Raw genomic sequence first — 25267 nt, forward strand, 5'->3', positions numbered from 1 at the left:
TTGATTTATTTTTAAAGGCTATGAAGCAATACCTAGCTTATATTGAATAGTCGTAATCAATGACTAGCGGGGCGTGATCGGAAAATTTTTCATCTTTGTAGACGTAAGCTTGTTGGGCTGTGGCGGCCAATTGTGGAGTCGCGATTTGGTAATCGATACGCCAGCCAACGTCTTTGGCATAGGCCTGACCGCGGTTGCTCCACCAGGTGTAGCCTGGTACTTCTGGGTATAGAGTGCGCCAGACATCAACCAGCTGCAGTTCACTGAGCATACGCGTAAACCAAGCGCGTTCTTCGGGCAGAAAGCCGGAATTTTTTAAATTGCCTTTCCAGTTTTTTAAGTCGATTTCATTGTGGGCAATGTTCCAGTCGCCCATTACGATGACATCACGACCCGAGGCCGATAATGAGGCGAGATGTGACCAAAAATGCTCTAAAAAGACAAATTTAACCGCTTGACGCTCTTCCGAAGATGAACCAGAAGGCAGATACAGTGAAATGACCGATAAATTACCAAAGCGCACTTCTAAATAGCGTCCTTCGGCATCAATTTCAGGAATGCCAAGGCCAACAATAACTTGGTCTGCAGCTCGGCGGCAGTAAAGACCGACGCCGCTATAACCTTTTTTTTCTGCGTAGTGAAAATAAGCCGTGAAGCCTGCAGGGCTTTGCATTTCGGGACTTAAATCAGCGGCTTGTGCTTTCAGTTCTTGTACGCCAATAATGTCGGCATTTTGGCCGGCTAACCAAGTTAAAAAACCTTTGCTGGTGGCGGAACGAATACCGTTGAGATTGGCAGAAATGATGCGCACGGGGAGAAATCCTTGTTCAAGGGTGATATGCTTCGGGGTTGTTTAAATAGTAGTGTTTTAGAGGGATTATTCCGCATGACTGATTTTCGCCGCGACTTCATCCGTTTTGCTGTAGAGCAACAAGTACTTTGTTTTGGCGATTTTATCACCAAAGCAGGCCGTGCTTCGCCGTACTTTTTTAATGCCGGACTTTTTAGCGATGGCACTTCAGTTGGTGAATTAGCGCGATTTTACGCGCAGGCTGCGCTGGCCTCGGGTGTGGAGTTCGATGTTTTATTTGGACCTGCGTATAAAGGCATTGTCCTGGCATCCGCGACAGCGGTCGCACTATCAAGCGCAGGGCATAATGTGCCCTTCGTGTTTAACCGTAAAGAAGCGAAAGATCACGGCGAAGGCGGCGTATTGGTTGGCGCGCCATTAAAGGGTCGGGTGATGATTATTGATGATGTGATCTCGGCAGGTACTTCAGTACGAGAATCGGTCAATATGATTCGTGCCGCGGGCGCCGAGCCAGCTGGGGTGTTGATTGCATTGGATCGCATGGAACGTGGGCAAGGTGATTTGTCAGCAGTGCAAGAGGTCGAGCAACAGTTTGGTATTCCGGTTATTCCGATTGCGACGTTACAAGATTTATTGGGATTTCTTGCAGAACAAAAAGGAATGACTGACAATCTAGATAGAGTACAAAGTTATCGCCGTCAGTATGGCATTGATTAATTAAAGGGTAGATATGCGTTTTGTGTGGGTATTGCCATTATTACTATTTCATCAGCTGTGTTATGCGACGGTATATCGTTGGGTTGATGAAACAGGTAAGGTGCAATATAGCGATAAACCGCCGGTTGGTCAGTCAAAATCCCTCATGGAATTAGATAAATCAGCGCGGATACGCAAAGGCAATGAGGCGATACTCACCACGGAAGAAAAGCAGGCCTTAGAAGAGAAAAAACGCGCCGAGCAAGAGCAACGGCGGGCGGACAAGGCGTTACTCCAATCTTTTTCTAAGCCAGAAGAAGTCGATTTATTGCGTGACCGACAAATTGAGGCGGTTGATGCTGGAATGCAAACTAATGTATTACGTCGCACAACCGTACAAAAGCGCTTGGACGCACAGCAATCCAAATTAAATAAATTAAGTAACAATCAGCGCGCTGTTTCTGCGGAATTATTGGCAGATATTGCAGTAACAAAAAAAGAATTGGCTGATATTGATAGCGCTATTGCCACTCAGCAACGAGCTGTTATTGCAATTAAAGAGAAGGCTGAGTTACAAAAGAAACGTTTGATTGAGTTAAGGAATGTTCAACCTCGTTAACGCGTGAGCATTGGATTTACAGTTTGATTGAGATTGCGGTGCTCTTATCATGTGAGAGATGTCAGTATCAATATTAATTTTTTGCGAGAAGTAAATCATATGATTGAAAATAATGAACCAGTCCGCGCGGTACTCGGTATTGATATCGGTGGCACGGGCATTAAAGGCGCACCGGTGAACGTAGCCACTGGTGAGTTCTTGGCTGAGCGACATCGCATTGATACGCCTCAACCTGCTACGCCGGAGGCGATTGGACAAGTACTCAAGCAATTGGTCGATCATTTTGCCTGGACAGGACCGGTGGGCTGTACTTTTCCGGCGATTGTGCACAACGGAGTAACGCTGTCGGCCGCCAATGTTGATCAGAGCTGGATTTTGGCGCCGGCACAAGATATTTTGGCTCAAGCGACGGGCTTGCCCTTGGTGTTGATGAACGATGCGGATGCGGCGGGTTTGGCAGAAGTCGTATTTGGTGCTGCGAAAGGCCGGCAGGGCAAAACGATAGTAATTACATTAGGAACAGGGATTGGCAGTGCATTGATTGTTGATGGCCAGTTGGTGAGCAATACTGAATTTGGGCATCTTATTTTTCCAAGTGACGAGATTGCTGAAAAATATTGCTCAGCCAAAGTAAAAGAAGAAAGTGGCATGAAATGGCCGGCATTTACTGAGCGTTTAAATCAATATTTACTGCATTTACAATTATTATTTTCACCAGACTTTTTGATTATTGGCGGTGGAATTAGTAAAAAGCACGAAAAATTTATTCCCAATTTAAAAGGTTTACGTTTTCCTGTCGTACCAGCAGATTTAAAAAATGATGCCGGAATTGTCGGAGCGGCGCTTGAGGCGGCACGGCAGAGTGGTATTTAAATCGAACTGATTCAACCACTTTTAAAGCATGATTAAAAAACGCGCGGATTGATTCTGCGCGTTTTTTTATGTTGCTGATCGATTGCATCATTAATCCATGATGCATTTCAAGGGGCAATCAAGATTACGCCCTGTAATGCGAATGAATGCATTAAATTTTCCGTTTTATTGTGGTGAACTCCTCGCGCAAGTCTCTGTTTTGCCTTAAAATATTCGCCCTTTGCTTTTATTTGGAAATGCGCCATGCGCTATCCCGTTCGATATGATGTGATTGTAGTTGGTGGTGGTCACGCCGGTACTGAAGCTGCCCTAGCTAGCGCCCGAATGGGGCGTAAAACCTTGTTGCTGACGCACAATATTGAAACCCTGGGGCAAATGAGCTGCAATCCATCGATTGGTGGTATTGGTAAAGGGCATTTGGTCAAAGAAGTCGATGCCCTGGGTGGCGCGATGGCATTGGCGACGGATATGGGCGGCATTCAGTTTAAAACGCTCAACGCCAGTAAAGGCCCTGCCGTGCGCGCAACGCGAGCACAGGCTGATCGAATCTTATATAAAGCCGCGATTCGTGGCATGTTGGAAAATCAAGAAAATCTGGATATTTTCCAGCAAGCGGTCGATGACTTGCTGCTCGATGGCGATAAAGTCATTGGTGCAGTGACTCAGATTGGTATTGAGTTTATGGCCGCCAGTGTGGTGCTGACTGCAGGTACTTTCTTGGGCGGCAAAATCCACGTGGGTTTAGAGAACCATGTCGGCGGTCGCGCTGGCGATCCGGCATCGGTGACGCTATCGCATCGTTTGCGTGAATTGAATTTACCGGTTGGACGTTTAAAGACTGGGACGCCGCCACGCATTGATGGTCGGACCATTAATTTAAGTATTTTACCGATTCAACCGGGCGACACGCCGGAGCCGGTGTTTTCCTTGCGCGGCTCACGCGCTATGCATCCACGGCAAATGCCATGCTGGATTGCGCAAACCAATGCGCGCACGCACGATATTATTCGCTCTGGTTTTGATCGCAGCCCGATGTTTACTGGCAAGATTGAAGGCGTCGGCCCGCGTTATTGCCCGAGTATTGAAGACAAAATTAATCGTTTTGCCGATAAAGATAGCCATCAGATTTTCCTTGAGCCCGAAGGCTTAACCACCCATGAGTTTTATCCGAATGGGATTTCGACCAGCTTGCCGTTTGACATTCAACTGGCGGCAGTACAATCGATGGTCGGTTTAGAAAACGCGCGCATTTTGCGTCCAGGCTATGCCATTGAGTACGATTATTTTGATCCTCGGGCATTAAAAAATAGTTTTGAATCCAAAGCCATTGCCGGATTATTCTTTGCGGGGCAAGTGAATGGCACGACGGGCTATGAAGAAGCCGCCGCGCAGGGTTTGTTTGCCGGTTTGAATGCCGCGTTATACGCGCGTGATGAAGCGCCATGGTGCCCGGGTCGTGACGAAGCCTATCTAGGGGTATTGGTCGATGACCTAGTTACTAAGGGCGTTACCGAGCCATACCGTATGTTTACTAGTCGTGCTGAATTCCGTTTGCAATTGCGCGAAGATAACGCTGATCTGCGTTTGACCGAGCATGGTCGTCGCTTAGGCTTGGTTGGCGATGCGCAATGGCAGGCGTTTGAGGTGAAACGCGAAGCGATTGCGACTGAACTTGAACGGATGAAATCGACGTGGGTTAATCCACGGATTTTGGCCGCCGCCGATGCCGAACGGGTGTTGGGCAAAGCTATTGAGCGTGAATACACTTTGGCTGAACTATTACGCCGTCCCGAAGTGACTTATGACAGCTTAATGACGCTGGCGGTCGCAGGCCCCGGTGTCAGTGATGCAACTGTGGCAGAACAGATCGAAATTAACGTTAAATATCAGGGTTATATCGAACGACAACAATCTGAGGTCGCAAAACGCGATACCCTAGAAGACGTTGTGCTACCGGATAATTTTGATTACAGCGTGATTTCCGGTTTGTCGAAAGAGATTCAACAAAAATTAAGTACGCAACGCCCACAAACATTAGGCTTAGCATCGCGAATTTCGGGCGTAACGCCAGCGGCCTTGGCTTTGTTGGTGGTGTATTTGAAAAAAAACCAGCGGGCCGCCGCCGTGGATGAGGAATTGAAATGAGCGTGATCGTGGATAAAAACCTTGCCGAAATGCTGGCCAATGGCTTGAGCGAAATGGGGCTTAAGCTCAGTAGCGAACAGCAACATAAACTATTGGCCTATGTGGGCCTATTAGAAAAATGGAATAAAACCTATAGCTTGACGTCGATTCGTGAACCAGAGCGGATGGTGCCACTGCATTTGCTCGATTCACTGGCTCCGCTGGCCAAGTTACCTGATCATGCTTTACGTATGCTGGATGTTGGTTCTGGTTTTGGCACGCCGGGTATTCCATTGGCGATTGCTAGGCCTGATTGGCAGTTGACTTTGCTGGATTCAAATCACAAAAAAACCACTTTTTTGCGACAAGCGATTTTAGAGTTAAAGCTCGACAATATCAGTGTGGTGACTGACCGTGTTGAAGCATATCAACCTGAAACTGGTTTTCAAATTATTACTTCCCGAGCGTTTGCTGAATTGTCTGAGTTTGTACGTTTGACTGGACATTTGTTGGCCGAAGGCGGCGAGTGGGCGGCACTTAAAGGGGTATATCCCTATGAGGAAATCGCTCTATTGCCTGCAGACGTACACGTGGCAGGGGTAGATAGCTTGGCCGTGCCTGGTTTAGATGCCGAGCGGCATTTGGTTCATGTGGTGAAAGTGGTTTGAGCCTCAACCGTATCACTTTAAAGCGCTGCAAATCCCGATGGGAACGACGATGAAAGTGTTGGCAATAGCAAATCAGAAAGGGGGCGTCGGCAAAACGACCACGGCAGTGAATTTGGCTGCCAGTCTGGCGCATTTGGGTCAGCGTGTGTTGTTGGTTGATCTTGATCCACAGGCGAATGCCACGATGGGCTCGGGGGTAGACAAATCGAAACTAAAACATTCGATCTACTCCTTATTGCTTGGCGATTCAACGATGGCGCAGACCACGCAACATTCTGAAAGCGGGGGCTTTGATTTGTTACCGGCTTCACGTGATTTGGCTGGCGCTGAGGTTGAGCTGGTCGACGCCAATGAGCGCGAAATGCGTTTAAAATCGGCGTTGTCAGGCGTGAATGCACAGTACGATTATGTTTTGCTTGATTGTCCACCGGCACTGAATTTACTGACGCTCAATGGTTTGGTCGCTGCTGATGCAGTACTGATTCCAATGCAGTGCGAATACTATGCGTTGGAAGGGCTGTCTGATTTGGTGAATACGCTGCGCCGGATTAAGCAAAGTTTAAATAAAAAAATCGAAATAGAAGGTTTGCTTCGCACCATGTTTGATCCGCGCTCGACGTTAGCGCAACAGGTTTCGGAGCAATTGGTAAAGCATTTTACTAGCAAGCTGTATCACACCGTTATCCCGCGTAATGTGCGTTTGGCCGAAGCGCCAAGTTATGGCCGTCCAATCTTGGCCTACGACAAATCGTCTAAGGGCGCACAAGCCTATTTGCAATTAGCGAACGAAATGTTGGCGCGGCATGCCAGCGGCGATATTGCGCCGAGTATATAAAATGATCGCTTTGTCATGATGGCCTAGCGTTCAGTGATTGGCGCTTCGTACTCTCCGGTTTTTAGGAATAACACGCATGGTTAGTAAAAAATTTAAAGGCTTAGGACGCGGCTTGGATGCGCTGATGGGCGATCCATCGGTGGGCGACACGCTAAAAACCTTAGCACTTGACGTGTTGCAACCTGGCAAATATCAACCTCGTACCGTCATGGATGAAGTTGCGCTCAATGAATTGGCCGACTCAATTCGCGCCCAGGGTTTGATGCAACCGGTCTTGGTGCGCGAAATTGATATTGATCGCTACGAAATTATCGCTGGCGAGCGCCGTTGGCGAGCGTGTTTGTTGGCGGGGCTCACTGAAATTCCTGCCTTGGTGCGAGTCATTAGCGATGAGGCCGCACTGGCAATGGCCTTGATCGAAAATATTCAACGCGAGAACCTTAATCCGCTTGAAGAGGCGATTGGTATTCAGCGTTTGATCGATGAATTTGGCTTAACACAAGAAGCGGCAGCACAGGCCGTGGGAAAATCTCGCCCAAGTGTGGCAAATTTATTACGTTTATTGCATTTAACTGAGCCAGTACGGGAAATCCTACTACGCGGCGAAATGGATATGGGGCATGCTCGGGCTTTGCTGCCGCTTGATACCTTGCAGCAATTAGAAGTGGCACGCTTGGTGGTATTAAAAGGCTTGTCGGTTCGAGAGGTTGAGGCTTTAGTCAAAAAAATGCAGCAAGAGCCGATGACAGCCAAGCAACACAAGCCAGATCCTGATGTGCTGCGCTTGCAAGAGGAAGTATCGAGCAGGATTGGGGCTCGTGTGGTCATTCAATCGGGCAAGAAGGGGGGGGTCGGGTCACGATTGAGTATGGTAGTTTAGATCAATTGGACGCGTTGTTAGCACGACTGTAAGCTTAGTTAGAGCTGTTTGACATTGAATTGACGGATAAAATTCTCAAAAAATATAGTTCTTTGATTTATTACGTTTTTAGAAAGAAATTAACGGTTTTTTAAGTTGGATTTTGTTTTGCAAAAAATAAAAATAAATCCACCAAAGTCAACGGTAATAAATTGACGCAAGGCAAATCAACTCCGTATAATCGCGTCGTTTGTCTTACGGTGATGTGATGTACGGGAAGGCACAGATTCGTGGCATCATTCGGTTACAAATCGGATTTACGATGCTCCTTACAATTGCGCTACTTTTGATTGTGGATCAGAAGGCGGCAATTGCAAGTTTTTCAGGTGGATTAATTGCAGTCTTAGGCAGCGTGTTGTATTCGCTGATTGCCTATCGTGCTCGATTAGCTGCCGCAGCTGAATTGTTGCGACGCCACTTTGCAGCAGAAATGGCAAAGCTTTCAGTAACGCTGATTGCGTTCGCAGCGTTCTTTATGTTTTATCGGGATGTCGCTTGGGCTTGGGTATTCGCAGGATACTTAGTTGCAGCTAGCGCCTACTGGTTTGGGCTTTTAATTAAATTTGACGGTAAAAAGTAAATTATGGCACAAGATGCAACTAGTTATATCCAGCACCATTTGACCTTTGCAAAGTCTGATTTATTCGGCGGTTTCCATTTGGATACTTTCTGGATTTCTTTGGCATTGGGCATGTTGTTTGTCGGCGTATTTGCCTACGTTGCTCGCAAAGCAACGCCAGGTGTACCAGGCCGTTTGCAAAACTTTGTTGAGTTGATTGTTGAGATGGTCGACAACCAAATCAAGGATGCTTTCCACGGTAAATCAAAAGTAATTGGTCCGTTGTCATTGACGATCTTTTGCTGGGTCTTCTTGATGAATGCAATGGACTTGCTACCAGTTGATTTATTGCCAATGTTTGCACAATGGTATGGTCATACTTTCTACGGTGCAGATCCACATCATGTTTATTTGCGCGTGGTGCCAACGGCTGACGTTAACTTAACGTTTGCGATGTCGTTAACTGTCTTGTTGATGATTATTGGCTTCTCAATCTCTGCTAAAGGCTTGTTTGGCTGGATTAAAGAGTTGTTTACTGCGCCATTCCACGCTGAAGGTTTGTTGATGTCAATTATTTTGGCGCCAGTAAATTTCGCCTTCCAGTTGGTGGAAATGGCTGCAAAACCAATCTCTTTAGCACTGCGTCTGTTCGGTAATATGTATGCCGGTGAGTTGATCTTTATCTTGATCGCTTTGCTGCCATGGTGGGTCAACTGGGTGCTCGGCACGCCATGGGCCATCTTCCATATCTTGGTGATTACGCTGCAAGCCTTCGTCTTTATGATGTTGACGATTGTGTACTTGAGCTTGGCTGTAGAAGACCATTGATTTTAAGTCTAGTGGCGTGTATCGGTTGGGTGCACGACATTAGACTCAGTTTTACCCAACCTCGTAACTTTTGAATCAAACTAGGAGTCTCAAAATGGTTTCACCTGAAGTAATTGCTTCCGTACAAGGCATGACTGTTATCGCTGCTGCGATCATCATTGGTTTGGCTGCTATTGGTACTGCACTTGGTTTTGCTATCCTCGGTGGCAAATTTCTTGAGTCTGCTGCTCGTCAGCCAGAAATGATTCCAGTTTTGCAAACTAAACTGTTTATTATCGCTGGTCTGTTGGATGCGATTTCGATGATTGGCGTTGGTGTGGCTATGCTTTACACCTTCAACAACCCATTCCTGGCTGCTCTGACTGTTGCTGCTCAATAATCTTTTGATCAGCCTTTAAGGAGGACATTCAGCGTGGAATTTAATTCGTCTCTCATAGGTCAGATGATCACTTTTGGTCTCTTGATCCTGTTCACGATGAAGTTCGTTTGGCCTCCGCTGATCAAGATGATGGATGAGCGTGCTAAACGCATTGCAGATGGCCTAGCCTCTGCAGATCGTGCCAAACAAGATCTTGAGAATGCTGAGAAAAAGTCAGCGGACAAACTGCGTGAAGCAAAACAAAGCGCAGCTGAGATCATTGCCCAAGCCGAAAAACGTGCAGCGCAACTTGTCGATGAAGCTAAAGGCAATGCCAAAGTGGAAGGCGAACGCCTGATCGCTGGCGCCCAAGGTGAAATCGAGCAGCAAATTCAGCAAGCTAAAGAAACGCTTCGTCAGCAAGTTGCCGTATTGGCAATCGCTGGTGCTGAGCAGATCTTACGTCGCGAAATCGACGCAGCGAAGCATGCTGATATGCTGTCATCCATCAAAGCGGAATTGTAAGATAGTCATGGCAGAACTTATAACCGTCGCTAGACCCTACGCCGAGGCCGTTTTCCGGCTGGCTAAAGAAAGCAATACGCTTTCTCAATGGTCGGATACGCTTGCTAATCTGGCGCTTATTGCCCAGAACCAAGAGATTCTTGACGTAGTGGCTAATCCAAAGTGTTCTGCTGATCAAGTACAGGAGCTGTTGGTTGGGCTTCTGGGTACTGAAGCAAACGCCGAGGTTAAAAACTTCCTGGCAGCAGTGCTCGAAAATCGTCGTTTTGCCACTTTACCGGCTGTGTCGACTTTATTTGAAGAACTGAAAGCGGCAGACGAAGGTGTAGCGCAAGCGCACATTGAATCTGCTTTTGCTATGACTGATGCCCAACTGGCCGAACTGACGGCTACGCTCACTCAGCAACTTAAACGCAAGATCAGCGCCGATGTTAGTGTCAACCCCGAGTTAATCGGTGGTGTGAAAGTAACGATTGGTGACTTAGTTATTGATGCCTCGGTTAGCGGCAAATTAACTGCCCTTGCGACAAGCCTGAAGAGTTAGGAGAAATCATGCAACTTAATCCGTCCGAAATCAGTGAACTGATTAAAGCTCGGATCCAAAATCTACCCCAAGGCGCACAATCCAGCACGACTGGTACTGTAGTGTCGGTAACTGACGGTATCGTGCGCGTGCACGGTTTGTCGGAAGTTATGCAAGGTGAGATGTTGGAGTTCCCGGGTAATACCTTCGGTCTGGCGCTTAACTTAGAGCGCGATTCTGTAGGTGCTGTTATTTTAGGTGACTACAAACACATCGCCGAAGGTGATGTTGTTAAGTGTACCGGCCGTATCTTGGAAGTACCTATTGGTCGTGAGTTGATCGGTCGCGTTGTGAACGCATTGGGTCAACCTATCGACGGCAAAGGCCCATTGGGCACAACGATGTCTGCGCCAATTGAAAAAATTGCACCAGGCGTTATTGCGCGTCAATCGGTTTCACAACCACTGCAAACTGGTATCAAGTCAATTGATACCATGGTGCCAGTAGGTCGTGGTCAGCGCGAGTTGATCATTGGTGACCGCCAAACGGGTAAAACCGCTGTTGCACTTGATGCGATCATTAACCAAAAAGGTACTGGTGTTACTTGTATCTATGTGGCGATTGGTCAAAAAGCATCTTCGATTGCTAACGTGGTTCGCAAGTTGGAAGAACACGGTGCATTGGGTCACACGATTATTGTTGCTGCTGCCGCTTCTGAAGCTGCTGCCTTGCAATACATCGCTGCGTACTCTGGTTGCACAATGGGCGAATACTTCCGCGATCGTGGTGAAGATGCCTTGATCGTTTATGATGATTTGTCTAAGCAAGCCGTTGCTTACCGTCAAATTTCATTGCTTTTGCGTCGTCCTCCGGGCCGTGAAGCATTCCCTGGCGATGTTTTCTATCTCCACAGCCGCTTGTTGGAACGCGCATCGCGTATCAATGAAGTTGAAGTTGAGAAGCTAACTAATGGTGAAGTGAAAGGTAAAACAGGTTCGTTAACTGCATTGCCTATCATCGAAACGCAAGCTGGTGACGTTTCTGCCTTCGTACCAACCAACGTTATTTCGATTACTGATGGTCAGATTTTCTTGGAAACTGACTTGTTCAACGCGGGTATTCGCCCAGCAATGAACGCCGGTATTTCGGTATCGCGTGTGGGTGGTGCTGCGCAAACTAAAGTCATCAAAAAATTGGGTGGCGGCGTACGTTTGGCTTTGGCTCAGTATCGTGAATTGGCGGCATTTGCCCAGTTCGCTTCTGACCTTGATGAAGCAACACGTAAGCAATTGGAACGCGGCAAGATGGTGACTGAGTTGATGAAACAAGCTCAGTACAGCCCGATGAAAGTCGCTGAGTTGGGTGTTACCCTGCTCTTGATTAACAAAGGCGTTTATGATGACGTCGCTGTTGATCGCGCACTGGCATTTGAAGCTGCATTCCTTAGCAATCTCAAAGCCAATCATGCAGATGTATTGGCGCGTGTTGATGATAAGGGTGAGCTGTCTTCTGATGATGAAGCAGCCATTATGAAAGCAGTTGAAGCCTTTAAAGCCGGCGCTGCTTACTGATTTGAGACGTTGATAAAAGGATCAAATCATGGCAAGCGGTAAAGAGATTCGTACTAAGATCAAAAGCGTAAAAAACACGCAGAAGATCACCCGCGCCATGGAAATGGTTGCCACGTCGAAAATGCGCAAGGCTCAAGAGCGTATGAAGGCGGCCCGCCCTTACGGTGAAAAAATCCGTAATGTGGCTGGCCACTTGAGCCAAGCTTTGGTCGACTATGAGCATCCATATCTCCAAACGCGCGACACCGTCAAGCGGGTTGGCCTGATTATGGTGTCTTCGGACAAAGGTTTGTGTGGTGGCTTGAACACCAACGCCCTGCGTTCGGCTTTCAATAAAATGAAAGAATTGCACAACAATGGTGTTGAAACTGTTGTAACCGCAATCGGCAATAAAGGGTTGGGTTTCATGAAGCGTAATGGCGCGAAGATTCTTTCTTCGGCCGTTGGTCTTGGTGATACCCCGCATCTGGAACAGCTGATTGGCCCGATCAAAGTGATGATCGATGCCTACGTTGCTGGTGAAGTAGACGAAGTACACATCGTTTACACTCGTTTCATTAACACCATGAAACAAGAGCCAGTCATCGAACAATTGTTGCCATTAGCTAGCGAATCGTTTGAACAACCGAAATCTGCGCACAACTGGGAATACCTGTATGAGCCAGATGCAAAAACGGTGATTGATGATTTGATGAATCGTTACGTAGAGGCCTTGGTTTACCAAGCCGTAGCGGAAAACATCGCATCAGAACAAGCGGCGCGTATGGTGGCGATGAAGGCTGCAACTGACAACGCTGACAATGTAATCGGCTCCCTGCAACTGCTATATAACAAAACGCGACAAGCGGCAATTACGAAAGAACTTTCGGAAATTGTTGGCGGCGCGGCAGCAGTTTAATTGGGCCCTGACGGATTAACTGGATTAGGAAAAACGATGAGCCAAGGTAAAATCGTACAAATCATTGGGCCAGTTGTTGACGTGGAATTCCCACGCGACAATATTCCCAAGGTGTATGACGCGCTCAAACTAGTTGGCGCAGAACTGACGCTGGAAGTTCAGCAGCAGCTCGGCGACGGCGTAGTGCGCGCCATTGCCATGGGTAGTACCGATGGTCTTAAACGCGGTACAGGCGTTACCAACACTGGCGCACCAATCATGGTGCCAGTAGGTAATGCAACTCTGGGCCGTATTATGGATGTATTGGGCAACCCGATTGATGATGCAGGCCCAGTGAATGGCGAGGCAACTCGTGCAATTCACCAAGCTGCACCAAAATTTGATGAGTTGAACCAAAGTATTGATCTCTTAGAAACTGGTATCAAGGTTATTGACTTGGTTTGCCCGTTTGCTAAGGGTGGTAAAGTGGGTCTGTTCGGTGGTGCCGGTGTCGGCAAAACCGTGAACATGATGGAATTGATCAACAACATCGCTAAAGCGCACAGTGGTTTGTCTGTGTTTGCTGGTGTAGGTGAGCGTACTCGTGAGGGTAACGACTTCTACCACGAAATGAAGGACTCTAACGTTCTTGATAAAGTGGCGATGGTTTACGGTCAAATGAACGAGCCACCAGGCAACCGTTTGCGCGTAGCGTTGACGGGTCTGTCAATCGCGGAACATTTCCGTGACGAAGGCCGTGACATCTTGTTCTTTGTGGATAACATCTACCGCTACACCCTCGCTGGTACTGAAGTATCGGCGTTGTTGGGTCGTATGCCTTCTGCCGTGGGTTACCAACCGACATTGGCTGAAGAGATGGGTGCGCTTCAAGAGCGTATCACTTCGACTAAGACTGGCTCGATTACATCGATTCAAGCCGTTTACGTACCTGCGGATGACTTGACCGATCCATCTCCAGCAACAACCTTCGCTCACTTGGATGCGACTGTTGTTCTGAGCCGTGATATTGCGTCGTTAGGTATCTACCCTGCGGTAGATCCACTCGATTCAACTTCACGTCAATTGGATCCGCAAGTGGTTGGCGACGAGCACTACTCTGTAGCGCGTGGCGTTCAGCAAACATTGCAAAAGTACAAAGAATTGCAAGACATTATCGCGATTCTGGGTATGGACGAATTGTCTCCAGAAGACAAATTGTCAGTATCTCGTGCTCGTAAGATTCAACGTTTCTTGTCGCAACCGTTCCACGTTGCTGAAGTGTTCACTGGCTCGCCAGGCAAGTACGTTCCGCTCAAAGAAACCCTCAAGGGCTTCAAGGGCATCTTGAATGGCGATTACGATCACCTTCCAGAGCAAGCCTTCTATATGGTTGGCGGCATCGAAGAAGCGATCGAAAAAGCCAAGTCGATGCAATAAGGGGTTAAGCGATGGCCATGAGCATGCGTGTGGACGTAGTTAGTGCTGAAGAACTGATCTACTCTGGCTTAGCTGAGTTTATCTCAGCGCCTGCCGATAAGGGTGAGATTGGTATCTTGCCGCGGCACGCTCCGCTGTTGACCCGTATTCGTCCGGGTGCGATCCGTATTAAGATCGCCAACTCGAACGAAGATGATGTCATTCTGTTTGTTTCAGGTGGCATGCTTGAAGTTCAACCGGATGTGGTAACAGTCTTGGCCGATACTGCGATTCGTGGTGCTGACATTGATGAAGCGAAGGCGTTAGAAGCTAAACGCCGCGCAGAAGATGCGTTGAAAAACCATTCTTCTTCGATGGACTTCGCGATGGCGCAGGCTGAATTGATGGATGCTGTAGCGAAACTTGCGGTAGTTTCTAAATTGAAACGCGGCGGCCACTAATTATTGCAATTGAATTTGCAGTAATCGGATTGTAAAAATTAAAAAGGCAGCTTCGGCTGCCTTTTTGCTTTATTTACGTTTAAGTTGCTGGCAGATAACGCAATAAAGTCATGTCATGCTGTGCGTGAACCACGCTGAAGATTAGAATAGCGACAAACCATATATATTTAGGGATAAGTGATGGCTTCTGCATTAAACGTGGTCATTTTGGCTGCAGGGCAAGGTAAACGGATGTACTCTAGTTTGCCGAAAGTATTGCACCGTCTTGCGGGCAAACCGTTAGTTCAACACGTTATTGATACTGCGCGTCAATTACAGCCGCAAAAAATGGTCATTGTGTATGGTCATGGCGGCGAGCAAGTGCAAAAGCAATTGGCCGATCAAACTGATTTAGCTTGGGCGTGTCAGGCTGAGCAGCTTGGTACAGGGCATGCCTTGGCGCAGGCCGTTCCACAATGCGTTGGTGGCATTACCCTGATGCTGTATGGTGATGTGCCATTAACGCGTTTGGCCACTATTGAAGCCTTATTGGCGGCAAGTGCCGATGGCAAAGTCGGTGTTCTGACCGATATTCTGGATGATGCAACTGGTTATGGCCGCATTGTTCGCAATGCAGCTGGGCAGGTGACTTGCATTGTTGAGCAAAAAGATTGCTCTGTAGAGCAAGCCAAAATCACTGAAATGAATACCGGAATTTTGGCCTTGCCGACGGCGCGTTTGGCTGGATGGTTATCTGAGCTAAAGAACGACAATGCGCAAGGTGAGTATTATGCCACCGACTTAATCGCTCTTGCCGTACGTGATGGTGTTGAAATTGCGACGGTGCAGCCCTTAGATCATTGGGAAGCAGAAGGCATTAATAATAAGCTGCAGCTCGCCAGCTTAGAGCGTATTTATCAAGGTGAAAACGCCAAAGCCTTGTTAACCGCAGGTGTTGGCTTGGCTGATCCAGCGCGGATTGACGTGCGCGGTACATTGACGCATGGCCAAGATGTCTTTATTGATGTGAATTGCATTTTTGAAGGGCGTGTCGTTTTGGGCCAAGGTGTGAGTATTGGCGCACATTGCGTACTAAAAAACGTCACGATTGCTGATGGCGCGGTGATTCATCCATTTTGCCATTTGGAAGACGCCGTGGTTGGCGCCGGTAGTTTGATCGGTCCTTATGCCCGTTTGCGACCTGGTGCGCAATTGGCTGCGCAAGTCCATATTGGCAATTTTGTTGAAATTAAAAAGTCGAGCGTCGAGCTCGGCTCAAAAATTAATCATCTAAGCTATATCGGCGATGCCCAAATTGGTGCTGGTGTGAATGTGGGTGCTGGAACGATTACTTGCAATTATGATGGCGTTAATAAATTCACCACAGTGATTGAAGATAATGTGTTTATTGGCAGCAATAATTGTCTGGTTGCACCCGTCACAATTGGTGCCGGAGCGACGACAGGTGCTGGCTCGGTGATTAGTAAAAATGCCCCAGCAGGTGAGTTGACGATTGCGCGCGCGAAACAACTGACATTGTCGGCTTGGCAGCGACCAAAGAAAATCGTGAAATAAATAACTGGTAGATTGCAATAATTGGGTTTGAAGTACGGCCTAGCGATTGAGCTGGGTCGTAATGCTTAAATGATGGGTATATTGCTGTAGTCATTTTAAATAAAAGACTCCATGTAAATACCCATAGTAAATCGGTGTATCGATTTAGTGTTTTACTCTTGGAGTACTGTATGTCTTTATTACTTGACCAGCCACTGACTGATGAAGAACTCGATCAACTTGATCAATTTTTATATTCAGATGCAGTCGGCAAAGATGCGATGTCATTATCCATGCTACATGGCTACCTTACCGCAATTTTGATCGGCCCCGCTACCGTGATGCCTGGTCAATGGCTGGCTCAAATCTGGGATCGTCCAGAGGCTGCGATTTTTGCTTTGCCGGAAGGCGATGCCATCATCAATTTGGTGATGCGTTTATACAATCAAATTGCCGATGAATTAGCGCAAGATCCTCCTGTTTACGAGCCGTTGCTGTATTGGGAAGATGAATCAATGCAAAATTCCAGCATTGAAGAATGGAGCTTAGGTTTCTGCTTTGGTGCAGGCTTAGCTGAAGAAGAATGGCAACCTTTGATTGACGAAGAAGAAGGGCAATTCATGTTTATGGCCATCATGAGTGGTTCGGACGATGAAATGCGCGAAGATATGCTCAAAGAAGGAATTGATTTAGTCCGCCATGACAACGAAGTGGCGGAGCAAATTCCGGAAATGGTGATCGAAATTCGTGATTTCTTCCGTGAAAACAATGAAACGTCGCGCAGTAAGCATCAATTGCATTAATTAACACAGATATAAGCCCAAACCGATGCATGATTTGGCCGATATGGCAGCAGCATGCTGCTGCCAATTGAGCACAAGCCAATGATTGATCGAGGTATTTTTTGGTGAATAAGCGGTTTTGCTTGCTGATGCGCGCCAATCGGTGCTCGCATCAGTTAAAATTGATGGTTTAGTATTTATTGGGCGGCGTCGCCCAGCAAGGAATGATTCATGAGTCTCAAGTGCGGCATTGTTGGCTTGCCCAACGTCGGTAAATCTACGCTATTTAATGCATTGACCAATTCAGGCATTGAAGCAGCTAACTATCCATTTTGCACCATTGAGCCGAATGTCGGCATCGTTGAAGTGCCAGATCATCGTTTAGCCGAATTATCCAAAATTGTTAATCCACAAAAAATTCAGTCGGCGATTGTTGAATTCGTTGATATCGCCGGTTTAGTCGCTGGTGCGAGTAAAGGTGAGGGTTTGGGTAACCAATTCTTGGCCAATATCCGCGAAACTGACGCGATTGTGAATGTGGTGCGTTGTTTTGAAAACGATAACATCATTCACGTTGCCGGCCGCGTTGATCCAATCGATGACATTATCGTGATTGGTACCGAATTGGCTTTGGCCGATATGAATACGGTCGAAAAAGCCATTCAGCGTGATGGTAAAAAAGCGCGCTCCGGTGATAAAGAAGCATTGGCATCGATCGCCGTATTGGAAAAACTCTTACCGCATCTGAACGAAGGCTTGCCAGCGCGCTCACTGAAATTGTCCGATGACGAAAAAGCCGCGATCAAACCGTTGTGCCTGTTGACGATCAAGCCAGCAATGTATGTTGCCAACGTAGCCGAAGATGGTTTTGACAACAATCCATTACTCGATAAAGTAAAAGCCCACGCCGCGCTTGAAGGCGCACCGGTCGTTGCCGTTTGTGCATCCATCGAAAGCGAGATCGCTGAACTGGATGAAGCAGATAAAGTTGAGTTTTTAGAGTCGCTCGGTCAAGACGAGCCAGGTTTGAATCGCTTGATTCGCGCCGGTTACGAATTACTCGGCCTGCAAACCTATTTCACTGCGGGTGTGAAAGAAGTTCGCGCATGGACCATCCACAAAGGCGACACCGCACCGCAAGCGGCTGGCGTGATCCATACCGATTTTGAGCGTGGCTTTATTCGTGCACAAACGATTGCTTACGAAGATTTTATCGCCTACAAGGGTGAGCAAGGAGCCAAAGAAGCCGGCAAGATGCGGGCTGAAGGCAAAGAATATGTGGTAAAAGACGGTGATGTACTTAATTTCTTATTTAACGTTTAATGAATGTCATTGAACTGAAACAATATTGTAATAATATGGAGGCATTAAATGAGCCGTACTGTTCAGTGTGTCAAATTAGGCCGTGAAGCTGAAGGTTTAGATTTTCCACCGCTACCGGGCGAGCTGGGCAAGAAAGTATATGAACAAGTTTCTAAAGAAGCTTGGACTGCTTGGGTGAAGCACCAAACGATGCTGATTAATGAAAATCGTTTGAGTTTAGCTGATCCAAGTGCACGTAAATACTTGCAACAGCAGTTGGAAAATTACTTCTTTGGTTCAGGTGCTGATGCCATTCAAGGCTACGTACCACAGTAATTGTTTGATCACACAGGCCGCATTTGCGGCCTGTTGTGCTTTAAAAGCGTTGCATAAGCTGAGTTAGAAGCTGATTCAATTGACCTCAATCGCCATCAAAGAGCGCTGCCATGACTTACAAACCCGCCGACAATCAACTCTTGCTCAATCGTGAATTGGGTTTACTTGAATTTAACCGCCGTGTTTTGGCACAAGCCGAGGACGTGCGCAATCCACTTTTGGAGCGCTTGAAGTTTTTGTGCATTGTGTCGAGCAATCTGGATGAGTTTTTTGAAGTCAGAATGGCGTGGTTAAAAGAAAATATTCGGCACAATCCTTCTCGGCTGTTGCCAGAAGGGATTACGCCACATCAAGCTTTTGAATTGGTCACCAAAGAAGCGCACGATTTGGTTGAACGACAATATCGAATTTTGCGCGAAAATGTTTTTCCAGCAATGGAAACGGAAGGGATTTATTTCTTTCGGCGTAGTTTATGGACTGAAGCGCAGCGGGAATGGGTTAAAAATTATTTCTTCCGTGAATTAAAACCCATTTTGACGCCGATTGGTTTGGATCCTTCGCATCCATTCCCACGTTTATCTAACAAAATGCTCAATTTTATTGTTGAGTTAGAAGGCCCTGACGCCTTTGGCCGCAATTCGGGCATCGCGATTGTTCAGGCGCCACGTATTTTTCCACGCTTTGTCAAAATGCCAGACGAAATCTCTGGCACTCAGCATGGTTTCGTCTTTTTATCATCGATTTTGCACGCACATATTGATGAGCTATTTTCTGGCATGCATGTCCTTGGTTGCTATCAATTCCGTGTAACGCGCGATTCGGATGTATCGGTGGATGATGAAGACATCAAAGATCTGCGCGCAGCGATTGAAGGTGAGCTATCGCAACGCCCTTATGGTGATGCAGTTCGCTTAGAGTTGGCTGATAATTGCCCACGGCATTTACAAGACTTTTTGTCGTCGCAATTTGGCTTGCTGCCAGAAGACATTTACCGAGTGAATGGGCCGGTGAATTTGGTGCGTTTAATGCAAGTACCAGACCAAGTTGATCGTCCGGATTTGAAATATATCCCGTTTATGCCGGGCATTCCGCCTGAGCTACGCAAACAGGCTGATTTTTTCTCTGCGATTCGGCACAGCGATATTTTGTTGCACCATCCCTACCAAAGTTTTACGCCCGTTGTGGATTTGCTACAGCAAGCAGCACGTGATCCGCAGGTCGTTGCCATTAAAATGACGATTTACCGAACTGGCGCTGAGTCGGTCTTGATGGACGCGCTCAAAGAGGCGGCAATTCGCGGTAAAGAAGTCACCGTGGTGGTTGAATTGATGGCGCGTTTTGATGAAGAAGCCAATATCAATTGGGCTGCGAAGCTAGAAAGCGTCGGCGCCCATGTAGTGTATGGTGTGTATGGTTATAAAACGCACGCCAAAATGCTGCTGATTGTTCGTCGTGAGGAAGGTCGCCTGCATCGCTACGCTCACGTCGGGACAGGCAACTATCATCCACGTACTGCCAAGCTCTATACCGACTTTGGCTTGTTAACCGCCAATGCCGATATTACCAGCGATGTGAATGATGTGTTTATGCAGCTGACCGGTTTAGGTTTGGCGGGGGATCATCACGCACTGTGGCAGGCGCCATTTACGCTGCATAGCCAATTTATCGCCGCCATTGAGCGCGAGATTGTGCACGCCAAGGCTGGGCGTAAAGCGGTGATTATCGCCAAAATGAATTCGCTGCTTGAGCCCTCGATTATTGATAAATTGTATGAGGCTTCTGGCGCAGGCGTCACGATTCACCTCATTGTGCGTGGTGTATGTGCCTTGCGTCCTGGCTTGCCTGGGGTTTCTGAAAATATTCGAGTTCGTTCTGTGATTGGTCGCTTCTTAGAGCATCATCGTGTGTTTTATTTCCTCAATGATGGTGCAGAAGACGTGTATTTATCCAGTGCCGATTGGATGGGGCGTAATTTATTCCGTCGTATCGAAATCGCATTTCCGATTTTGAACCCCAAAGTGAAGCGTCGTGTAATTCGTGAAAGTTTGCGGCCTTTCTTGGTGGACAATACGCAAGCTTGGGAAATGTTGTCCGATGGTCGCTATCGCCGTAAATTGGCGCGTGGTGGCAAAATCCGTTCGGCACAAGCGCAGTTACTCGCTGATTTAGCGGCGGGAACGCGGAATTAATCGATGGATTTAATTCTATGGCGACATGCAGACGCAGCAGAAGGCCCAGAAGATCAGGCGCGGCCACTCACGCCAAAAGGAATTAAGCAGGCGAAACGAATGGCCGCTTGGTTGCGAGTGCAGCTTAAAGACGTTGCCCAATACCGATTAATTTGTAGTGAAGCGATTCGTAGTCAAGCCACGGCACGTTATCTACGTGCGGATGCGGAAGTGGATCGGCGGATTAATCTAGGCGGCTTTAACGCCGCCTATTTAGAGCTGGCACATTGGCCTCGAGATATCGGCAAAGTGGTGGTGATGGTCGGCCATCAGCCGCATATTGGCCAAGTGGCCTCGCTGCTATTAACGGGTAAAGAGCTCGATTGGCATACACGTAAAGGTGGCATTTGGTGGATTCAACGCCGCGTGATTGATGGTCGAGTTAAGTATGTACTCAAGGCGGCATTGGGGCCGGAGTTAGTTTGAAAGACAAAAAAGGCGGCTTAGCCGCCTTTTTGCTGTCGATGAACTATGCCAATTAGCTGAGCGCAATGCTTAAGCTGGCACGGTAATGTAAATTGGCTTCTTCGGTATGCTCGAGTTGATCGAGCAGTCGCGCTAATTCAGCATGTGCAATGGCGGTCGGTTTAACGGCAATGCTCGCTTCCAAATAAGTCTGTGCCTTGCCCCATAGCTCGCGCTGATAGCATAAACGTCCCAAAGTCAGTAATAAGCGATGATCATTCGGGTGTTGTTTGAGCCATTGTTCCGCCTGTTGTAGCTGTGCGGTTAAAGCTTCTGCGCGCAGCCCAAGCAAGCCATATTGCTCGAGTAATTCACTATTCCATTCGGCATCAATGGCGGCGGCCAAAGTGTCGCGAGCGAGTGTCGGTTCGCCTTGCTCTTGATATTGCGCTGCGATGCTGGCGGCTAATTGTGGGTTAAGTCTTTCGGCCTCGGGGACTTTGCGACTCCAATCTTTTAGCTCGCGCACGCTCATTGGATGTTGGCGTAATTGTTGCTGATACGCAGCAATTCGAATGTGATTGGCTTGCTCGGCATCGAGTGCGTCGCTGCGCGTTAATTGTTCAACCAGTTTTAGTACCGCATCTGGATTACGTTCACGCTGGCGTAAGCGCAATTCGATTTTCATTGCGGCAGTGAGTTTAGGGTTGATTTCTCGCGCCGCAGCGATGGCTTGACTGGCTTCGTTGTAGCGGCGCTCATCCAAGTAAAGTTCAGCCATCGACATTAATGTTGCTAAATGTTGCCCACCAAGGCGAGTTTGCAATTGCTCAAAATAAGCATCACGTTTGGCGTAATCACGAATTGAATGCGCAGCACGAGCAGCCAATAAACCATTTACGGCATAGGCGGCATCATTGGGGCTGGCTGCAAAAGCTTCGCTAGCGAGTCGTTCTGAGCGTTGAAAACGACCTTCATAAAATGCTGTGCGTGCATCGCGTTCGAGTTGCACCGAAGCAATTTCTTGTTGGCGTAAGCGATAGCGGCGCACGCGCTCGGGTAAGCCACCCAGTTCGGCCAACATCCGCAGACCCAAATACAGCACGATTACGCTGCCAATCAATAGCAGAATGAAAATATTGAGAGAAATCTCAAGCCGCCAAGGCGGTAAGAAAATCAAGGCGTAGCCGCTATTGACTTGGGCAAAGAGGGTTAAGCCAACGGCCAGTGAAAATAAGCCAATAAACCAGATTAAGAATCTCACGGATTGGCCCTCTCGGCAGTCGTGCGTGCATTGCGTACGGCAGCAAGGCTAGCACTTAAATCTGGCATAGTGATCGCGAGGGGGTGCGTTTGTAGTTGGCGCAAAACCTTAATTGCATTATCAGTGGCCGGAGCGCGGGCATCAAAAAATTGCTGTAAATAACGCTCAGTGGCTTTGAGGTCGCTGCGAAATGCCGTTTCGTTACGTAGTAATAATGCGGCGCGCGCATTGAGTAGGCGCAATTTAATATTTTCGCGCAAAAAGAAACCTTGCTCAGGGGATAACAAGATTAGATCGGGTTGATCGATGCGGCGAATTTGAATCAGTTGCTTCAGTTCATGCCAAATTTCAGCGCCAAGGCGCTGCGCGGCATTGTGCTGCGTGTTGGCTTGATGCGCCGGTGCGATATTGTGTCCGGCATCCACAATCAGCGGCAATTGATCAACACTATCAATAATGCTATTGAGCTTGGCGGTAATCCCAATCACATCCAGATAGGGCGTACCTTTTAAGGTATTGATGTCTTTGGTTAGTGCTTGGCGAACGCTAATGAGCTCAGGGCGATTTAGCTGAGCCAATTGCACATCAATATTATTTAACGCGGTTAATGCGCTATTGATATCGCCAGCAATTTGTAATTGTTGGCTGGCAAAAGACAGCATTTGCTCGACTTCAGCCAGACTATGCAAGGTTTCACCTCGGCTGAGGTTATCGTACATATTATTGAGCGCTTCTTGTCGCGCACTGGATTCAGCTTGCTTGTTTTCTTGAATATCAAGGCGCGAGATAATTTTTTGCTGTGCTTGGCTGGACTGTAAGCTCGATTGGCGTAGCTCTTGCTGCAATTTATTATTATTTGCCAGTTCACGACTCAGTTCTAGCTTGAGTGATTCCATTGCGTTTTGCTGGTATAGCCAAGCGCCTGCGCTGGCTAAAATGGCCACAATCGCTAATATCAGCGCGGGTTGCGGCATCGCACGGCGTGGCGTGGTATTCAGTGCCGCAGAAAAAGTATTTGGATTGTCTTGATTCATCGGGCTCTACACTTTTTGAGATGAAACCGGTGAAAAATACCGGCAAATCGAACGGGTAATACCATCATCGCCCGCCTCGGTTAGCACTATATGCTGAGCGCCATGCGCTTTGAGTGCTGCTGCAATTCGTGGGTGCGGAACAAAATAGAGCCTACATTGTAACTTGAGCTGCGCTTGCTCTCCAGCCCAGTTCAATAAGTGTTGTGCGGCTTCCGAGCTAGAAATAATAATGCCATCACAGCCCAAAGCCAATTGTTGCTCAATCTCTGGTCGATCTAAAGCGGCCACAGTGCGCTGGTAGGCCGTCACCAATTGTACGCTGGCACCCGCTGCGATTAAGCCCGCTGGCAAAATATCGCGGCCACCATTGCCACGAAACAGCACAATTTTTTTGCCGGTTTGCTCACCCAACGTCGCCAACAAACCTTCACCATCAAATTGCTGCGCGGGACAAATGATGTGCTGCATGCCTAATTGGGCGGCTCGTTCGGCACTGCCCGGACCAATGACGGCAACGGGTAAATGACTGGGCCAAGGCTTTGAGTGTGCCAACATCACTTGATCTAATGCCGAAGGACTAATAAAAATCGCCAGATCAAATTGCTCGAGCTGGGCCAGTGCATTCTGTAGTTCTTGCGCTGGATTGGGGGGCGAAATTGTCAGTAGTGGAAGGGTATGGCTCTGTGCGCCATGCTTAGAGAGTGACGCAGCTAAATACCCGGCCTGTGCTTCAGGCCGAGTGATCCATAATCGCAAGCCGGCAAGCGCTAAAGTCATACCGCTAGTTGTTTAAGAATCTCGCGAGCGCCCTCGGTGCAGAGTAAGTCGGCAACGATACGCCCTAAGCCATCCGCAGCCGCGAATGAGCCATTGGATTCGGCAACCACACGATGGCTACCATCGGGCATCGCCACTAAACCGCGTAAGCGTAAAAAGCCTTCTTCATTGGTGGCATAAGCCGCCAGCGGAATTTGGCATGAGCCATTTAAGCGCCGTGATAAGGCCCGTTCCGCTGTGACGCAAGCGGCAGTTTCGGCGTGATTGAATGGCGCCAGTAAGGCCATTAAATCCGCGCGATCGCTGCAAATTTCAATCCCTACAGCGCCTTGCCCCGGTGCCGGTAGGCTAATTTCAGGTGACAGCTCGCAAGCGATACGTTCGGTAAGACCGAGTCGTTTTAAACCGGCGGCCGCTAAGATAATGGCGTCAAACTCACCGTCGTCGAGTTTTTTGAGACGGGTGCCGACATTGCCACGCAGCGGCTTAACCACTAAATGCGGATACAGTGAGCGAATTTGGCTTTCGCGGCGCAAGCTGGCGGTGCCCACAATTGCACCAGCAGGCAGCTCGTCCGGATGTTTGAATCGATTGGAAACAAAGGCATCACGCGGATCTTCGCGCTCACCGATTGCCGCCAGGCTAAAGCCTTCTGGCAATACCATAGGTACGTCTTTCATTGAGTGTACGGCCAAGTCGGCGCGACCCTCACTCATGGCTTGTTCGAGCTCTTTGACGAACAAGCCTTTGCCGCCGATTTTATTTAACGTGACGTCTAAAATTTTATCGCCTTGCGTGGTAATCCCCAGTAATTGCACCGATAAATGCGGATAGGTTTTTTCGAGCCAAGACTTCACAAAATGAGCTTGCCAGAGTGCCAGCGGGCTTTCGCGAGTGGCGATGACCACTTTGGTAGGCAGAGTTGGGCTCATAAGAAAAATCC

Annotated in this window: 28 protein-coding genes and 1 pseudogene; 24 read left to right on the forward strand and 5 right to left on the reverse strand. The window is 48.0% G+C overall.

Annotation, left to right across the window (positions count from 1 at the left end; genetic code table 11):
* Window positions 1–37: 37 nt before the first annotated feature.
* A complete protein-coding gene (locus tag HQN60_RS06320) occupies window positions 38–811 on the reverse strand; it encodes an exodeoxyribonuclease III (RefSeq protein ID WP_173532846.1) in 774 nt (257 codons plus the stop codon).
* A 75-nt stretch (window positions 812–886) separates the two neighbouring features.
* Between HQN60_RS06320 and pyrE the strand changes: the two genes are divergently transcribed.
* From pyrE to HQN60_RS06430, 24 genes and pseudogenes are all read left to right on the forward strand, one after another.
* Window positions 887–1528 (forward strand): orotate phosphoribosyltransferase, encoded by a 642-nt coding sequence (gene pyrE / locus HQN60_RS06325; RefSeq protein ID WP_173532847.1) that lies wholly within the window; start codon window positions 887–889, stop codon window positions 1526–1528.
* A 13-nt stretch (window positions 1529–1541) separates the two neighbouring features.
* Window positions 1542–1631: pseudogene (locus HQN60_RS16450) on the forward strand (DUF4124 domain-containing protein); the annotation flags it as partial.
* A 42-nt stretch (window positions 1632–1673) separates the two neighbouring features.
* Window positions 1674–2126: a hypothetical protein gene (locus HQN60_RS06330; protein ID WP_254456687.1), complete on the forward strand. Its 453-nt coding sequence runs from the start codon at window positions 1674–1676 to the stop codon at window positions 2124–2126.
* Window positions 2127–2225: 99 nt separating this feature from the next.
* Window positions 2226–2999 carry a polyphosphate--glucose phosphotransferase gene (gene ppgK, locus HQN60_RS06335; RefSeq protein WP_173532849.1) on the forward strand — a complete coding sequence of 258 codons (774 nt, stop codon included), beginning with the start codon at window positions 2226–2228 and terminating at the stop codon, window positions 2997–2999.
* Between the two features lie 243 nt (window positions 3000–3242).
* Window positions 3243–5144, forward strand: coding sequence for a tRNA uridine-5-carboxymethylaminomethyl(34) synthesis enzyme MnmG (mnmG, locus tag HQN60_RS06340; RefSeq protein ID WP_173532850.1), 1902 nt, complete (start codon window positions 3243–3245; stop codon window positions 5142–5144).
* A complete protein-coding gene (gene rsmG / locus HQN60_RS06345) occupies window positions 5141–5791 on the forward strand; it encodes a 16S rRNA (guanine(527)-N(7))-methyltransferase RsmG (RefSeq protein ID WP_173532851.1) in 651 nt (216 codons plus the stop codon). The genes mnmG and rsmG overlap by 4 nt, the downstream gene beginning before the upstream one ends.
* 49 nt (window positions 5792–5840) lie before the next feature.
* On the forward strand, window positions 5841–6626 hold the full coding sequence (locus HQN60_RS06350; RefSeq protein ID WP_308419432.1) for a ParA family protein: 786 nt from the start codon (window positions 5841–5843) through the stop codon (window positions 6624–6626).
* A gap of 76 nt (window positions 6627–6702) precedes the next feature.
* The gene (locus HQN60_RS06355; RefSeq protein ID WP_217390273.1) at window positions 6703–7506 is read left to right on the forward strand and encodes a ParB/RepB/Spo0J family partition protein; all 804 of its coding nucleotides are present in this window, start codon (window positions 6703–6705) and stop codon (window positions 7504–7506) included.
* Window positions 7488–7538, forward strand: coding sequence for a hypothetical protein (locus tag HQN60_RS16495; RefSeq protein WP_444542351.1), 51 nt, complete (start codon window positions 7488–7490; stop codon window positions 7536–7538). Before HQN60_RS06355 ends, HQN60_RS16495 begins: the two co-directional genes overlap by 19 nt.
* 215 nt (window positions 7539–7753) lie before the next feature.
* Entirely contained in the window at window positions 7754–8125 is a 372-nt protein-coding gene (locus HQN60_RS06360) for an ATP synthase subunit I (protein ID WP_173532853.1), read from the forward strand.
* Between the two features lie 3 nt (window positions 8126–8128).
* Window positions 8129–8932 (forward strand): F0F1 ATP synthase subunit A, encoded by an 804-nt coding sequence (gene atpB / locus HQN60_RS06365; RefSeq protein ID WP_173532854.1) that lies wholly within the window; start codon window positions 8129–8131, stop codon window positions 8930–8932.
* Between the two features lie 94 nt (window positions 8933–9026).
* Window positions 9027–9311 (forward strand): F0F1 ATP synthase subunit C, encoded by a 285-nt coding sequence (atpE, locus tag HQN60_RS06370; protein ID WP_173532855.1) that lies wholly within the window; start codon window positions 9027–9029, stop codon window positions 9309–9311.
* Window positions 9312–9344: 33 nt separating this feature from the next.
* Window positions 9345–9815 carry a F0F1 ATP synthase subunit B gene (locus HQN60_RS06375; protein WP_173532856.1) on the forward strand — a complete coding sequence of 157 codons (471 nt, stop codon included), beginning with the start codon at window positions 9345–9347 and terminating at the stop codon, window positions 9813–9815.
* Window positions 9816–9822: 7 nt separating this feature from the next.
* Complete coding sequence (locus tag HQN60_RS06380; protein ID WP_173532857.1) at window positions 9823–10359, forward strand: F0F1 ATP synthase subunit delta; 537 nt, start codon at window positions 9823–9825, stop codon at window positions 10357–10359.
* Between the two features lie 8 nt (window positions 10360–10367).
* The gene (gene atpA / locus HQN60_RS06385) at window positions 10368–11909 is read left to right on the forward strand and encodes a F0F1 ATP synthase subunit alpha (RefSeq protein ID WP_173532858.1); all 1542 of its coding nucleotides are present in this window, start codon (window positions 10368–10370) and stop codon (window positions 11907–11909) included.
* A 28-nt stretch (window positions 11910–11937) separates the two neighbouring features.
* A complete protein-coding gene (atpG, locus tag HQN60_RS06390; protein WP_173532859.1) occupies window positions 11938–12807 on the forward strand; it encodes a F0F1 ATP synthase subunit gamma in 870 nt (289 codons plus the stop codon).
* Window positions 12808–12843: 36 nt separating this feature from the next.
* The gene (gene atpD / locus HQN60_RS06395) at window positions 12844–14223 is read left to right on the forward strand and encodes a F0F1 ATP synthase subunit beta (protein ID WP_173532860.1); all 1380 of its coding nucleotides are present in this window, start codon (window positions 12844–12846) and stop codon (window positions 14221–14223) included.
* 11 nt (window positions 14224–14234) lie between these two features.
* Window positions 14235–14663, forward strand: coding sequence for a F0F1 ATP synthase subunit epsilon (locus HQN60_RS06400; RefSeq protein WP_173532861.1), 429 nt, complete (start codon window positions 14235–14237; stop codon window positions 14661–14663).
* A 180-nt stretch (window positions 14664–14843) separates the two neighbouring features.
* The gene (gene glmU, locus HQN60_RS06405) at window positions 14844–16217 is read left to right on the forward strand and encodes a bifunctional UDP-N-acetylglucosamine diphosphorylase/glucosamine-1-phosphate N-acetyltransferase GlmU (protein ID WP_173532862.1); all 1374 of its coding nucleotides are present in this window, start codon (window positions 14844–14846) and stop codon (window positions 16215–16217) included.
* Between the two features lie 170 nt (window positions 16218–16387).
* Window positions 16388–16999 (forward strand): YecA/YgfB family protein, encoded by a 612-nt coding sequence (locus tag HQN60_RS06410; RefSeq protein WP_173532863.1) that lies wholly within the window; start codon window positions 16388–16390, stop codon window positions 16997–16999.
* 210 nt (window positions 17000–17209) lie between these two features.
* Window positions 17210–18301: a redox-regulated ATPase YchF gene (gene ychF, locus HQN60_RS06415; protein WP_173532864.1), complete on the forward strand. Its 1092-nt coding sequence runs from the start codon at window positions 17210–17212 to the stop codon at window positions 18299–18301.
* Between the two features lie 48 nt (window positions 18302–18349).
* Window positions 18350–18616 (forward strand): oxidative damage protection protein, encoded by a 267-nt coding sequence (locus tag HQN60_RS06420; protein WP_173532865.1) that lies wholly within the window; start codon window positions 18350–18352, stop codon window positions 18614–18616.
* 110 nt (window positions 18617–18726) lie between these two features.
* The gene (ppk1, locus tag HQN60_RS06425) at window positions 18727–20805 is read left to right on the forward strand and encodes a polyphosphate kinase 1 (protein WP_173532866.1); all 2079 of its coding nucleotides are present in this window, start codon (window positions 18727–18729) and stop codon (window positions 20803–20805) included.
* 3 nt (window positions 20806–20808) lie between these two features.
* Complete coding sequence (locus HQN60_RS06430) at window positions 20809–21270, forward strand: SixA phosphatase family protein (protein ID WP_173532867.1); 462 nt, start codon at window positions 20809–20811, stop codon at window positions 21268–21270.
* A 52-nt stretch (window positions 21271–21322) separates the two neighbouring features.
* Here HQN60_RS06430 and HQN60_RS06435 read toward each other — a convergent pair whose 3' ends face one another.
* From HQN60_RS06435 to hemC, 4 genes are read right to left on the reverse strand one after another with little or no spacing between them, the layout of a single operon-like run.
* Window positions 21323–22513: a heme biosynthesis HemY N-terminal domain-containing protein gene (locus HQN60_RS06435; RefSeq protein WP_173532868.1), complete on the reverse strand. Its 1191-nt coding sequence runs from the start codon at window positions 22511–22513 to the stop codon at window positions 21323–21325.
* On the reverse strand, window positions 22510–23547 hold the full coding sequence (locus HQN60_RS06440; protein WP_173532869.1) for a uroporphyrinogen-III C-methyltransferase: 1038 nt from the start codon (window positions 23545–23547) through the stop codon (window positions 22510–22512). The genes HQN60_RS06435 and HQN60_RS06440 overlap by 4 nt, the downstream gene beginning before the upstream one ends.
* Before the next feature lie 6 nt (window positions 23548–23553).
* Window positions 23554–24324 carry a uroporphyrinogen-III synthase gene (locus tag HQN60_RS06445; protein ID WP_173532870.1) on the reverse strand — a complete coding sequence of 257 codons (771 nt, stop codon included), beginning with the start codon at window positions 24322–24324 and terminating at the stop codon, window positions 23554–23556.
* Window positions 24321–25256 carry a hydroxymethylbilane synthase gene (gene hemC / locus HQN60_RS06450; protein ID WP_173532871.1) on the reverse strand — a complete coding sequence of 312 codons (936 nt, stop codon included), beginning with the start codon at window positions 25254–25256 and terminating at the stop codon, window positions 24321–24323. The genes HQN60_RS06445 and hemC overlap by 4 nt, the downstream gene beginning before the upstream one ends.
* Window positions 25257–25267: the final 11 nt, after the last annotated feature.

The organism is Deefgea piscis (genome assembly GCF_013284055.1).
Taxonomy (GTDB): domain Bacteria; phylum Pseudomonadota; class Gammaproteobacteria; order Burkholderiales; family Chitinibacteraceae; genus Deefgea; species Deefgea piscis.